This window comes from Mycobacterium sp. NGS68 (assembly GCF_059812195.1).
In genome coordinates this window covers 36,507-50,121 of the sequence record NZ_JCALCE010000013.1, presented here as the reverse complement: position 1 = coordinate 50,121, position 13,615 = coordinate 36,507, and the positions used below count along the sequence as shown (strand labels likewise).

Genomic DNA, 13,615 nt, shown 5'->3' with positions numbered 1-13,615 from the left:
GGCCGTCAGGCTCCGGCGGCGAGGATCTCGTCGGCCGCACGGCGGCCAGAGGTGATCGCGCCGTCCATGTAGCCGCTCCACACCTGCGCGGTCTCCGCCCCGGCCCAGTGGATGCGGCCGACGGGGGCGGCCAACGCGCTGCCGTAGTACGTCAACGCACCGGCGGTCAGGCGGCCACCGTAGCACCCCCGGGTGAATTCCTCTGTGTTCCAGTCCTGTTCGAGAATGTCGAACGGCTCGGCGGCGCGCGGGCCGAAGTACTTCACCAGCGCGTCGACGACGAGCTTGTGACGTTGCTCGGTGGGCAACTGCGCCGCGTGACGGGCGTGGGCGCCGTCGAGGAATCCGACGAGCACACCGCAGGAGCCGTCGGGCGGGGAGTTGTCCATGACGACGCTGAACGCATCGTCCAGGCTGCTCGCGAACCCGCTGAGACCGTCCTCGCGCCAGAACGGGGTCTGGTATCCGACCTGGATCTTGATCACCGATCCGGCCGGGAACTGCTGGGTGAGGCCGTCGCGACCGGCGGGCAGGGGCGGCAGATACCGGATCCGGCCCGCGAGGGTCGGCGGGATCGCGACGATGACGTGGTCGGCCCGGACGGCACCCGTCTGGGCGGCGGCCGCATCCTCGTAGGCGACGGTGACGCCGTCCGCTTCCTGCGTGATCGTGCGGACCACCGCCCCGAGCTGCACCCGATCGCCGAGTCCCTCGGCCATCCGCTCCGAGATCCGGTGGGTCCCACCGACTACGCGGGTCTCCTGCGCGCCGCCGGTTACCGCCAGCATCGTCGCGAGACTGTTGCCGGAACGGACGTAGAACAGGAAGTGCAGGAAGGACAGCTCGGGGGTCTCCGCGCAGAACAGGGTGGGCACGATCAGCCGGTAGAACCGCAGCGCCAGGCTGTCCGTCGTGTTCGCGGCCAACCACCCGTCTAAGGTCTGCCGGTCCAGTTCGGCAGCGTTCTCGGCGTCCCAGGGCGCCGAGGTGGGCACGGTGGCGGCGAGCGTCTCGATCTCCACCAGCAGGCGTCCGATTTCGGCGAGGCTCTCCAGCGGCAGGCCGAACGTCTCGTCGGCATACCGGACCGCCTTCCCGTCGTAGAACGAGATCGCGTCCCCGGTGTCGTACGTGGGGAAGGTCTCTAGCCCGAGTTCGTCGATCAGCGCGAGCACCGCTTCCTGGCCCGGCCCCACCCACTGGCCGCCCAATTCGACCGGTACTCCGTTGCTCAGAAAACCGCCAAAGTTGCGGCCGCCGACCCGATCCCGGGCCTCGAGGACCCGTACGGCCTTGCCGGCCGCCGCGAGCTTGCGGGCCGCCGACAGCCCGGCCAGCCCGGCGCCGACCACGACCACATCCACGTCGGTCATTCGACCCCCTCTCGGAGTAATACAGTCGTATGACTTAGTTGACAGGTTAAGGCAGTGCCTCCCGGCGCACAAGGGTCAGTTCGAGGCGGGGCGTGCCAGAGTGACGATCATCTCGGCGATCGCTTCGAGATCGACCGTGGCGCGGCCGGTGTCGGGGTCGACCACCTGCTGCACGATCAGACCGTCGACGCTGGCCACAAGCACGCGGCCCAGCCGGTCGAACGGAACCGCGCAGGTCTCCCCCGCCCGGGTGGCCGCCTCCCGACACCAGTCGGCGACGACTTCGGTGTACCGCTCGTACTGCCAGCGCGGAAGATCCTCCAGACCGGGGGTCCGCAGCGCATGGGTGACGAGTTCCAACTGCACCAGCTGCAGGTGGCGATGGTCGACGACCAGCGTTTCCCAGAAGTTGCGGAGCCCGCATCGGATCGCGTGTTCCAGGCCGGCGTCGAGTTCGGCGGAATTCCTCAGCAGGTCAGCGATTTCCTGAACGACGTCTTCGATCACGGCGCGCAACAGGCCCTGCTTGGTCGGGAAGACGTGCTGCAGCGTCCCCAGGGGGATGCCGGCCTCGGTCGCCACCGTGCGCATCGATGTGCCGCCGACGCCGTCGCGCATGAGCACGGCACGCGCGGCAGCCACTGCCTGCTTGCTGCGTACAGCGGACTCGACGTACGGCATCGAACTCCCATCCCTGGATGGGGTAACGGTAGCCGGTGCCGATGCCTTCGAGATTGCTACACCCGTAGCAAATCGCTACGCATGTAGCAGGTCTGATCGAGTGCCTGCGCGCGACCTGCGAAACCGGACCGCAGAGATCCTCCGGCGCGTGGAAGCGGGCGAGGAGATCGAAGTGCTGAAGGGCAATCGGCAACCGTGTTAGCGGTGTCGCTCAGAAACGAGGTCGTCGCGAATAGCGTGAAGGCGACCACGAAGAACCAGTCGTATCGACGTTCACCCAGGGGAATCGACGCGCGTGACATGCGCCAACCCTAGCCAGCCTCCGTTGATCAGCGCGGCACGGGCCAGCGTCTGCTCTGCCATCTTCACGTGCGCGGCGTCGACGAGCACGCCGTTGACTCCCACCGCGCCACGGCCGTTGGCCTCGGCGTCCCGGTATGCGGCGATATTGCTTTCGGCACGGGCGATTTCGTCGTCTGTCGGAGCGTAGACGCCGTTCGCGACGGGAACCTGGCTCGGGTGGATCGCCCACTTGCCGGTGTAGCCCATCAGCGATGCGCGCCGGGCATCGCGCTCATACCCCGTGAGATCGCGGTAGTCGGGATAGGGCGCGTCGATCGCGTCGATGCCCGCGATGCGCGCCGCCACGATCACCTTGTTGCGCGCGTAATGCCAGAAATCACCAGGATATTCGCCCAGCGGCACAAAGTTGGTGTCCACCCGCGCGCCCTGCGACAGCGAGAAATCGCCCACCCCGAAGATCAGCGCGTCCAGGCGGTCGCTGGCCACCGCGATCTCCTCGGCGTTGGCCAGTCCCTCTACCTCCTCGATCAGCACCTCAAGCCGGATCCGTTTGCTCAGACCAAGTTTCGCCTCCAACTGGGTGAGCAGCACGTCCACCCACCAGACGTCACGGGCCCGGCGTGCTTTCGGGATAACGATCGTGTCGAGGTTCTCGCCGGCCTGGGTCACCACGTCGATGATGTCGTCATGGCACCACGGGGTGTCCAGTCCGTTGATGCGCACCGCGCGGGCTGTGCGGCCCCAGTCGATGTCGTTGAGCGCCGCGATCGCCTTGGCGCGCGACTCTTCCTTCAAGGCCACGGGAACCGCGTCCTCGAGGTCGAGGAACACGAGGTCCGCGCCACTGCTGGCGCCCTTTTCGAACATGTTGTCGTTGCACGCGGGCACGGCCAGTTCGGAACGGCGAAGCAATCCAGTCAACGGGAATTTCCTTCTCTCACAACACGCCACGCGTGCGCAGGTCGTCGATTTCGGCGCAGCTCAGCCCGAGCAGCTCGCCGTACACCTCGGTATTGTGCTCGCCCAGACGTGGCCCCAGACTGCCGACGGTCCCAGACGCCGACGAGAACCGCGGGACCGGCGCCTGCACCGTCATCGCCCCGAGCTCGTCGTCGTCGACGGAGACGAACACCTCGCGATGGGCAAGCTGCTCGTCGGCGACCAGGTCGGTGATGTCATAGACGGGCGCGGCGGCCACCTCGTGCGCCTCGAAAACCACCATTGCCTCCGAAAGCGTCTTTGTGGCAACCCAATCCGCGACCACCTCGTCGACCTCGCGGGCGCGTGCCAGGCGCCGCTGCGGATCGGAGAAGTCGGCGTCGGACAGCAGGTCACCACGGCCGATCGCCCGAAACACCCGCAGCGCCAGGGCCGGTGAGCTACCGGACATGGCCAGCCACCGACCGTCGGCGGTGCGATAGGTGTTGCGGGGTGCGGAAATGTCCCACCGGTTGCCGGACCGCTGCGGCACCAGACCCAATTGGTCGTAGCCCAATAGCGTCTGCTCCAGCAGACGCGCCAGTGGGTCGATCAGGTTGACGTCGATCAGCTGTCCCGGCGCGCCGTGCACGTCCCGGTGATACAGCGCCATCATCACCGCGTAGGCGGCGTTCAGCGAGGCGACGCCGTCGGCCAGCATGAACGGCGGCAGGGTGGGCGGGCCACCGGCTTGGCCGGTGATATGCGCGAAGCCGCTCATCGCCTCCCCGAGGGTCCCGAATCCCGGGCGCTCGCTCTTCGGCCCGGTCAACCCGTATCCGGTGATGTGCAGCACCACGATCCGGCCGTTGACGGGACGCAGGCTCTCGTAGTCCAGGCCCCACTTGCGCAGCGTCTGCGGCCGGGTGTTGAAGATCGCGACGTCGGCACGGCGCACCAGGCGGCGCACCAACTCCTGACCCTCGGTGCAGCGCAGGTCCAACGTGACGGACCGCTTGTTGCGTGAAATCGACTTCCACATCAGCCCGACGCCGTCGCGCTGGTTGCCCCAGGAGCGAATCGGATCGCCGTGGCGGGGCTCCTCGACCTTGATGACGTCGGCGCCGAACTCGCCCAGATACGTCGCCACCAGCGGCGCGGCCGCCAGGGTCGCGAGGTCGAGCACCCGAACGCCGTCAAGCATCGACGAGGGCGTTCGAAGGACGTTGCAGCCCAAGGTGTCCGCGCAACGTGGAGGACTCGTAGTGCGTGCGGAACAGCCCCCGTCGTTGCAGTTCCGGAACCACCATCCGCACCACGTCTTCGAACGCGCCAGGCAGATGCGTTGCGGCCAGCACGAAACCATCGCACGCCCCGCTCTCGAACCAGTCCGCCATCTGATCGGCGACCTGCTCGCCGGTGCCGACGAAGCGGGGCCCCTGCAGCAACGTGGCGCGGTGGCCGGCCAGGTCGCGGACCGTCACGGTGTCCCCGCCGATATGGGCACGCAGGTTCTGCACCAGGCCGCGGATGCCGGAGACGGACGCGATCAGCTCGTCGGTCACCGGATCGTCCAGATCATGTTGCGCGAAGTCGTAATTCATCAACTCCGACAGCAGTGTCAGCGACGCCATGGGGTGTACCAGATCGTTGAGGAACAAGGCTTCGCGGTCCTTGGCGTGGGCCTCCGACTCGCCGACCACAGCGTAGGCCATCGGGCAGATCCGAACGGCGGCAGGATCGCGGCCCTCCGCCCCGATGCGCTCCTTCTGGTCGGCGTAGTGACTGCGCGCGACGTCGATGCCCGGGTCGCCGGTGAAGATCAATTCCGCCCAGCGGGAGGCGAATTCACGACCCCGGCCCGACGAACCGGCCTGGATGATGACCGGCCGGCCCTGCGGTGTGCGTGGCACGGTCAGCGGTCCGCGCGCGGAGAAGTACCGGCCGGCATGTCCCAGCTCGCGCACCTTGGCGGGGTCGGCGTACCGGCCGGACGCCCGGTCGTGCACGATCGCGCCGTCCTCCCACGTGTCCCAGAGCCCGGTCACCACGTCCATGAACTCATCGGCGCGGTCGTAGCGTTCGTCGTGGCCGAGGTGCGCATCGACGCCGAAGTTCTGCGCCTCGCTGTCGTTGACGGAGGTAACGACATTCCAGGCGGCCCGCCCGCCGGACAGGTGGTCCAGCGACGCGAATGTGCGCGCGACGTGGAACGGCGCGTAGTAGGTGGTCGAGTAGGTGGCGCCCAGACCGATGCGCGACGTGGCCTGCGCGAGGATGCCGAGTACGACGCCGAGGTCCAGCTTGACCGGGCGCGCGCCGTACGCGACCGCCTCATCCACCGATCCGCCGTAGACGCCCGGCATCGCCAGCCTGTCGTCGAAGAACATCAGATCGAAGCAGCCCTCTTCGAGCTGGCGTCCGATCTTCGCGTAGTAGGACGCGTCGAGGTAGCGGTGTTCGGTCGCTGGATGCCGCCACGAGCCCGCGTACACCGAGGTACTCCCCGCCTGCATGAACGCCACGAGGGCCATCTTGTCGCTTCGCATGTCGCCGAATCTAACATCTGATATATCAGATTTCAAACGCTAGATGCGGTAGTATCCGCGGATGGCAGCCATCGACATCTCCGGCACGGTCCGGGAACGCGCCGCCCGCGAACTGCGCGACCGCATTCTCACCGGCGCGCTGCCGGCCGGGGCGCGCATCGACCTGGACGCGATCACCGAGGAGTTCGCGACCAGCCGGACCCCCGTCCGTGAGGCGCTGCTGGAGCTGTCCTTCGAAGGCCTGGTCCGCGTCGCCCCGCGCAGCGGGGTCACCGTGATCGGCATCAGCCCCGACGACGTGCTCGACAGCTTCACGATTCTGGGCGTGCTGACGGGGCAGGCGGCGGCCTGGGCGGCCGAGCGCGTCGAGCCCGACGAACTCGAGGCACTGCGCGAACTCGCGGCCGACGTTGTCGCACGCTCCGGAGACGACAGCATCGGCGAGGCCAACTGGCACTTTCACCAGCGGATCCACCGCGCCGCGCACTCGCCGCGGCTGATGGCACAGATCAAGCAGGCGGCGCGCGTCGTTCCGACCAACTTCCTCACCCTGTTCCCCGATCACGAGAAGCATTCGCTCGACGAGCACCAGCAGCTGCTCGATGCCCTGGGCGACAAGGACGCCGAGCGCGCCCGCGCCATCGCCGAACGCCACGTCCTGGAAGCCGGACGGTCACTGGCCCACTGGCTGCAGCAAAGCTAGGGTCGCGAATCCGCCGCGCGACTGTGAATTGCCGCAGCTACTCTGACCGCGAATTCAGTTCGACGTGTGCCAGGTCCCGGACCGGGCATAACAAAGCGCAGCTTTGTTCCACACTGCAGCTCAGACCGATGCTTTCGCCGCCAAGTCGGCTGACTATCAATACCATGGCCCGGCGTAATTACCTCCGGGCGCATATGCCAGCGTCGCCCCGGTTCTGTCGCAGACGAATTGATTCGGACTGGGCCGGTCCCCCGCATTGAAGCAGGTAGCGGCGTCGATCTGTTGACTGCCCCCGTTCACCACCAGCACCCAGTTTTTACCTAGCACCTCGGTCGGACGGACCTTCCAGCCGGAGGACACTTTCTGAGCGGTAGTCATATCGATTACTGGACTGTCCGAGTCGTTTTCAATGTACAAGTATTTTCCGGCAATGTACGCATTCTTGATATGAAGCCCTCGCACATCAGAGCCCTCTCGATGAAATATCGCGACATTACTAGTGAGATCGCGTACGTCTAAAACATCGTTCTGCAGCGACAGGAAATTATTGCCCCACACATGACCCGTGAATGAGGGGAATGGTTGCTTAAGCTGATTGTCTGTCAAATTGAAGTAGGAATGGGGTTCGTTGGCGGTGGTGCCCGAACCAGGCTTCCTGTAAGTGAAAACAAACCCGTCCGGGTAGGTGTGCACTGTGTCATTTAGCTCCAGTCCCTCGAGGCGGGCCAAAACCGCACCATCTTTGGTGCTGTAGATGGTTCCGACACCATTGGAGGAAACAGCGATCGCCTTAGTGTTAAACGCCACCAGCCCGTCTTGCGGAACCGTAAAAGTCTTAGCGAGGGTAACTCCGTCGAAGCCTATGTAGTCGATGTGTGAAGGCGGTCCTTGCGTATCACGTCGCAAATAGAAACCAAACGCCGTTGGACCCATATCGAAGATCTTGCCCGTATCGATATCGCTCGGCAGCGGAACGGTCTTTGGCGGCTCGGACCCGGACAGGTCGAACGCGACAATGGACGACGTCCGGGATTCGGGTGTTAATCCGTTGGACGGTGCAGACACTGTGATCACAAAAAACGCGCGGATATGATCGGTATCTCCGCCCACAGTGCAGGCTCCATACAAGAGGCGCTGGCCCGCTGGAACCGACGGCGTCGGCAAAGGAACGTTATGGCCGGTCTTCGGATTGAAGACCTGTCCGGTGCTATCGATCGCGGCATTGATCCCCTGCGCTGCGCAGCCGGTGTAGACGGTGGCTGGAGCCCGCAGCACAGGAGCCCCTGCCGGGAGCGGCGAAGACTTGGCGATGTCGGGCGCTTGAACCGTCGTCGGGGCCGGAGTCGTGGGCCGGGCCGGCGGCGCCGCCGAAGGGCTGCTCGACTTTGTATCGGCGCACCCGCTGAGCGCTGCCGCCAACACAAACACGGTGTGCAGCGCGATCGCGGTGGCGCCTCGCCAACGCGCGCCTGCGCGGCCACGACAGTGACCGATTCGCGGTGTCGCAATTACCTCGCGGTGTGGTGCGGCCGAAGCCGCGAACAAGGTCGGATCTGTGGACCAGCGCCAGATAGCCAATATTTGCCCCTAAACCTTCCCCCGAGCGGCTCATCGACGCTGCAACCGTAACTTGGGGATAAGCAGGATCCGCGAGCGGCCGCGACAACAGATCCGCCGCACCACCGCGTCATCCGCTTTGACCGTGCAGCGATGGCGCTGCAGCGATCTCGGCGCAACATGAGTATTTTCGTAAGGTGCCGGATATCCCACCGCAGTATCTGCTGTCGGCCGACGCGCCGGCCCCGCGCACGCTCATCGACATCATCAACGAGACCGCCGCGCGCTACCCCGACGCTGCCGCGATCGACGACGGCACCGTGCAACTCACCTACAGCGAGCTGATCAGCGACATCGAGGACAGCGTCGTCTGGCTGGCCGCCCGCGGCATCGGCCGCGGCGACCGGATCGGGATCCGGATGCCGTCGGGCAGCTATGCGCTGTACGTCGCGATCCTCGCGACGCTGGCCACCGGGGCGGCCTACGTGCCCGTCGACGCCGACGACCTCGACGAGCGCGCGGACCTGGTCTTCGGCGAGGCCGATGTCGTCGGGATCATCACCGAAAACGGGCTGCTCAGGGGCCCCGGCTCGTCGCGCGGCTGGCGGGCCGCGGCGCCGCTGGCCCGTGACGACGCGTGGATCATCTTCACATCAGGATCGACGGGTACCCCCAAGGGCGTGGCCGTGACACACCGCAGCGCCGCCGCCTTCGTCGACGCCGAGGCGCGGATGTTCCTGCAGGACAGCCCGATTGGACCCGGCGACCGGGTACTGGCCGGGTTGTCGGTGGCCTTCGACGCGTCGTGCGAGGAGATGTGGCTGGCGTGGCGGCACGGCGCCTGCCTGGTGCCCGCGCCGCGGTCGCTGGTGCGCAGCGGGATGGACCTCGGGCCGTGGCTGGTCACCCGCGACGTGACCGTGGTCTCGACGGTGCCCGCGCTGGCGTCGCTGTGGCCCGCGGAGGCGCTGGAGGCGGTGCGGCTGCTGATCTTCGGCGGCGAGGCGTGCCCGCCGGAACTCGCCGAGCGGCTGGCGGTCGAGGGTCGCGAGGTGTGGAACACCTACGGCCCCACCGAGGCCACCGTGGTCGCCTGCGCGGCCAAATTAGACGGAAAAGGGCCCATCAGCATCGGGCTGCCGCTGCCGGGCTGGAACCTCGCCGTCGTCGACGCCGACGGCAACCCGGTCGGCACCGGCGAGGTCGGCGAGCTGGTGATCGGCGGCGTCGGCCTGGCCCGCTACCTGGACAAGGACAAGGACGCCGAGAAGTACGCGCCGATGGAGACGCTGGACTGGCAGCGCGCCTACCGCAGCGGCGACCTGGTCCGGCTGGAAAACGACGGCCTCTATTTCTGCGGCCGCAGCGACGACCAGGTCAAGGTCGGCGGTCGCCGCATCGAGTTGGGCGAGGTCGATTCCGCGCTGGTCAACCTGCCCGGCGTCAGCGGCGCCGCAGCCGCGGTTCGCCAGACCGCCACCGGGACGTCGGTGCTGGTCGGCTACCTGGTGAGCGCGGACCCGTCGTTCGACATCAACGAGGCGCGCAGGCAGCTCGTCGAACGCCTCCCCGCCGCGCTGGTGCCGCGCCTGGTGCGCATTGACGAGCTGCCGACGCGCACGTCGGGCAAGGTCGACCGCGACGCGCTGCCGTGGCCACCGCCCGGCGGCAGCGAAAACGAGGCGGTCAACCTGGGCGGGACGTCGGGCCGGCTGGCGGGGTTGTGGCAGGACCTGCTCGGAACCACGGTCACCGGGCCGGAAGCCGATTTCTTCGCGCTCGGCGGCGGGTCCCTGGCCGCCGCGCAGCTCGTCGTCGCCCTGCGGCGGGACTATCCGCAGATCACCGTCGCGGACCTGTACGACCACCCGCGGCTCGGTTCGCTCGCCGGCTTCCTCGACGAACAGGAACCCCCGCCGCAGGTCACCAAGCGGGTGGTGCGACCGACCCCGCGGCTGACCCAGCTGATCCAGACCGTCGCCGCCGTGCCGCTGGCGACGCTGGCGGCGCTGCAGTGGGTGACGTGGCTGGCGTTGGGCAACAACGTCGCCCACGCGCTGCGCCTGGTGCCGTGGACCGTGGCGGTGAACTGGTGGCTGGTCGCGGTGGCGCTGATCGCATTCGTCACGCCGGTCGGCCGCATGGGCATCGCCGTGCTGTTCGCCCGCGCCCTGTTGTGGAAGGTCCAGCCCGGCACGTATCCGCGCGGCGGGTCGGTGCACCTGCGGGTGTGGTTCGCCGAGCGCCTCGCCGAGGCCAGCGGCGCCGAGAACCTGGCCGGGGCGCCGTGGCTGGTGTACTACGCGCGTGCACTCGGCGCCAACGTCGGCAAGGGCGTCGACCTGCATTCGATGCCGCCGGTCACCGGCCTGCTGACCCTCGGCCACCGCACCGCCGTCGAACCCGAGGTGGACCTGAGCGGGCACTGGATCGACGGCGACGCGTTTCACGTCGGCAAGATCACCATTGGCGACGACGCGACGATCGCCTCGCGGACCACGCTGCTGCCCGGCGCGGTGGTCGGCAAGAACGCGGACGTGGCACCGGGTTCGGGCGTCATCGACAAGATCAAGAACGGGCAGTACTGGAAGGGCTCGCCGGCGGTGAAGTCGGGCAAGGCCCATCACCCGTGGCCCGAGGTTCGACCGGGCCGCCGCAGCTACTGGGTCGCCATCTACGGAGCCACGTCGCCCGTGCTCGGCGCGCTGCCGCTGGCCGCGCTCGCGGCCGGGCTTGCGGTGATCGCGGCGGCCGTGCACCACACCCGCCGCCTGTCGCAGGCGATCCCGCCCGCGCTGCTGTGGACGCCGGTGGCCACGCTGGCGGCGCTGGCCGCATACGCCCTGCTGACGGTGTTGGGGGTGCGGCTGCTGTCGATCGGGCTGCGCGAGGGCTACCACCCGGTACGCAGCCGCGCCGGGTGGCAGCTGTGGGCGACCGAGCGGCTGATGGACGGCGCGCGCAATTACCTGTTCCCGCTGTATGCAAGCCTGCTGACCCCGAGCTGGCTGCGTTTGTTGGGCGCCACGGTCGGCCGCGGCACCGAGATCTCCACGGTGTTGCTGATCCCCAAGTTCACCGTGATCGAGGACGGCGCATTCCTGGCCGACGACACCATGGTCGCGTCCTACGAGCTTGGCGGCGGCTGGATCTACGCGGCCAAGACGACGGTCGGCAAGCGCGCGTTCCTCGGCAACTCCGGCATCACCCAGCCGGGCCGCCGCGTTCCCGACGAGGGCCTGGTCGCGGTGCTCTCCGCCACGCCGCCGAAGGCCAAGCGCGGCTCGTCGTGGCTGGGCAGCCCGCCGATGCGGCTGCGCCGCCGCCCCGCCGAGGCCGACGAGGAAACCACCTATGCCCCGTCGCCGCGGTTGAAGGCGATGCGCGCGGCCGTGGAGACGTGCCGGCTGCTGCCCGTGTTGGTGACGGCCGCGATCGGGCTGGCGACGCTGGGCGCGCTGCAGGCGGTGGCCAGGATTTTCGGCATCTGGTGGGCCGCTTTGTGCGGCGGGCTGGTGCTGCTGGCCGCGGGCGCCCTTGCGGGCACCGTCACGGTCGTCGCGAAATGGCTTGTGGTGGGCCGGATCAGGGCGGGTGAGTTTCCGCTGTGGTCGTCGTTCGTGTGGCGCAACGAGGTCGCCGACACGTTCGTCGAAACCGTGGCGGCGCCGTGGTTCGCCCGCGCGGCCAGCGGGACGCCCGTGATGAATTTGTGGCTGCGCGGGCTGGGCGCACACGTCGGCCGCGGCACCTGGTGTGAAACCTATTGGCTGCCCGAGGCCGATCTCGTCACGCTCGGCGACGGCGCCACCGTCAACCGTGGCTGCGTGGTGCAGACGCATCTGTTCCACGACCGGATCATGCGGATGGACAGCGTCGTGCTGGAACCCGGCGCGACGCTGGGCCCGCATTGCGTCGCGCTGCCGGCGGCACGGGTGGGCGCCGGCGCTACCGTCGGGCCGGCGTCGCTGGTGGTGCGCGGCGACGAGGTTCCGCCGTCGACGCGCTGGCAGGGCAACCCCATCAAGCCCTGGGGCCTGTCCCGCAAGAAGGCCACTGGTCGGCCGCGCGCGGGCGGCGTCGAGGACACCGCAGCGTGAAGGCCAACGGAAGAGCGTCGACCCCGGCGGTCGACGAGTACCTGCCGAAGAACGGCGACCCCGGCTACCGGGTGTCGCGCTACGAGCTGGAGCTGGAATACAAGGTCGCCATCAACCGGCTCTCGGGATCGGCGACGATCACCGCGGTGGCCCTCACCGAGCTGAACCAGCTCAGCCTCGACCTCTCCGATGCACTGTCGGTGTCGAAGGTGTGGGTGAACGGCAAGCGCGCCGACCATTTCGCCAGCCGCGGCGGCAAACTGCGCATCCGGCTGGCGTCGAAGGTGTCGACGGGAACGGCGCTGTCGCTCGTCGTGCACTACCACGGTTCACCCAGGCCGATCCGATCCCTGTGGGGCGACGTCGGTTTCGAGGAACTGACCGATGGCGTGCTGGTCGCCGGGCAGCCCAACGGCGCCGCGTCGTGGTTCCCGTGCAACGACCACCCCAGCGCCAAGGCCGCCTTCCGCATGCAGGTCAGCGCCGAGAGCCGCTACCGGGTGGTCGCCAACGGCAAGCTGGTGTCGCGACGGACCCGGGCCTCGCAGACCGTGTGGACCTACGAGCAACCCGAACCGACGTCGACCTACCTGGCCACGCTGCAGATCGGCGTCTACGACATGGCGCGGCTGGCGACGACGCCCGTGCCGATCAAGGCGGCGTTGCCTGAGCGACTCCGCAACGACTTCGACCACGACTTCGCCCGCCAGCCCGAGATGATGCGGCTGTTCATCGACCTGTTCGGGCCGTACCCCCTGGCGAACGGCTACACCGTCGTCGTCACCGACGATCCGCTGGAGATCCCGCTTGAGGCCCAAGGGATTTCGATCTTCGGTGCCAATCACTGCGACGGCACGGGGGACAGCGAGCGGCTGATCGCACACGAGCTGGCACACCAGTGGTTCGGCAATTCGGTGACCGCGCGGAGGTGGCGTGACATCTGGCTGCACGAGGGATTCGCGTGCTACGCGGAATGGCTGTGGTCCGAGAACAGCGGCGGCCCCAGCGCGGACGACTGGGCCCACCGCTATCACGAGCAGCTCCGGGACAAGCCCCAGGATCTGCTGCTGGCCGATCCTGGGCCGCGCCGGATGTTCGACGATCGCGTGTACAAGCGCGGCGCGTTGACGCTGCACGCGCTGCGCGGGCGCCTGGGCGACGACAAGTTCTTCGCGCTGCTCAAGGATTGGACGACCCGTCATCGCCACGGCAGCGTCGTCACCGACGACTTCACCGGCCTCGCGGCCAACTACGCCGACGACTCGCTGCGGCCCCTGTGGGACGCGTGGCTGTACTCCACGGAAGTGCCGTGATGGCCCTCGGGGCGAAAGCCGGCAACGCGAACCCCCGCGACCGCGAAACTTAAACCACGGCGCCGGTTTTCGGCGTGTCGTGTGCGTGGGTTAAGTGTCGCGACTCACGCCGGGCGCA

9 protein-coding genes and 1 pseudogene are annotated in these 13,615 nt (G+C 68.0%); 4 read left to right on the top strand and 6 right to left on the bottom strand.

All coding sequences use genetic code 11. From position 1 onward, the window contains the following. Positions 1-5 precede the first annotated feature (5 nt). Entirely contained in the window at positions 6-1,373 is a 1,368-nt protein-coding gene (locus AC5Y5V_RS16180; protein ID WP_499937112.1) for a flavin monoamine oxidase family protein, read from the bottom strand. 75 nt (positions 1,374-1,448) lie between these two features. Further along, positions 1,449-2,054 (bottom strand): TetR/AcrR family transcriptional regulator, encoded by a 606-nt coding sequence (locus tag AC5Y5V_RS16175; protein WP_499937110.1) that lies wholly within the window; start codon positions 2,052-2,054, stop codon positions 1,449-1,451. A gap of 52 nt (positions 2,055-2,106) precedes the next feature. Here AC5Y5V_RS16175 and AC5Y5V_RS16170 point away from each other — a divergent pair. Next, positions 2,107-2,244: pseudogene (locus AC5Y5V_RS16170) on the top strand (type II toxin-antitoxin system Phd/YefM family antitoxin); the annotation flags it as partial. An 83-nt stretch (positions 2,245-2,327) separates the two neighbouring features. Here AC5Y5V_RS16170 and AC5Y5V_RS16165 read toward each other — a convergent pair. The 3 genes from AC5Y5V_RS16165 to AC5Y5V_RS16155 are packed head-to-tail and all read right to left on the bottom strand — an operon-like array spanning position 2,328 to position 5,824. Then, positions 2,328-3,278: an HpcH/HpaI aldolase/citrate lyase family protein gene (locus AC5Y5V_RS16165; RefSeq protein ID WP_499937107.1), complete on the bottom strand. Its 951-nt coding sequence runs from the start codon at positions 3,276-3,278 to the stop codon at positions 2,328-2,330. Between the two features lie 16 nt (positions 3,279-3,294). Further along, positions 3,295-4,479 carry a CaiB/BaiF CoA transferase family protein gene (locus AC5Y5V_RS16160; RefSeq protein WP_499937102.1) on the bottom strand — a complete coding sequence of 395 codons (1,185 nt, stop codon included), beginning with the start codon at positions 4,477-4,479 and terminating at the stop codon, positions 3,295-3,297. Beyond that, entirely contained in the window at positions 4,472-5,824 is a 1,353-nt protein-coding gene (locus tag AC5Y5V_RS16155) for an LLM class flavin-dependent oxidoreductase (RefSeq protein WP_499937099.1), read from the bottom strand. The genes AC5Y5V_RS16160 and AC5Y5V_RS16155 overlap by 8 nt, the downstream gene beginning before the upstream one ends. A 61-nt stretch (positions 5,825-5,885) precedes the next feature. Between AC5Y5V_RS16155 and AC5Y5V_RS16150 the strand changes: the two genes are divergently transcribed. Continuing rightward, positions 5,886-6,527 (top strand): GntR family transcriptional regulator, encoded by a 642-nt coding sequence (locus tag AC5Y5V_RS16150; RefSeq protein ID WP_499937094.1) that lies wholly within the window; start codon positions 5,886-5,888, stop codon positions 6,525-6,527. A gap of 156 nt (positions 6,528-6,683) precedes the next feature. Here AC5Y5V_RS16150 and AC5Y5V_RS16145 read toward each other — a convergent pair whose 3' ends face one another. Further along, positions 6,684-7,802 (bottom strand): hypothetical protein, encoded by a 1,119-nt coding sequence (locus AC5Y5V_RS16145; protein ID WP_499937090.1) that lies wholly within the window; start codon positions 7,800-7,802, stop codon positions 6,684-6,686. Positions 7,803-8,281: 479 nt separating this feature from the next. On the opposite strand from AC5Y5V_RS16145, the gene AC5Y5V_RS16140 reads away from it, so the two are divergent. Together AC5Y5V_RS16140 and AC5Y5V_RS16135 are read left to right on the top strand one after the other, a co-directional pair. Next, on the top strand, positions 8,282-12,184 hold the full coding sequence (locus AC5Y5V_RS16140) for a Pls/PosA family non-ribosomal peptide synthetase (protein WP_499937086.1): 3,903 nt from the start codon (positions 8,282-8,284) through the stop codon (positions 12,182-12,184). Beyond that, positions 12,181-13,497 carry a M1 family metallopeptidase gene (locus AC5Y5V_RS16135; protein WP_499937082.1) on the top strand — a complete coding sequence of 439 codons (1,317 nt, stop codon included), beginning with the start codon at positions 12,181-12,183 and terminating at the stop codon, positions 13,495-13,497. Before AC5Y5V_RS16140 ends, AC5Y5V_RS16135 begins: the two co-directional genes overlap by 4 nt. Positions 13,498-13,615 lie beyond the last annotated feature (118 nt).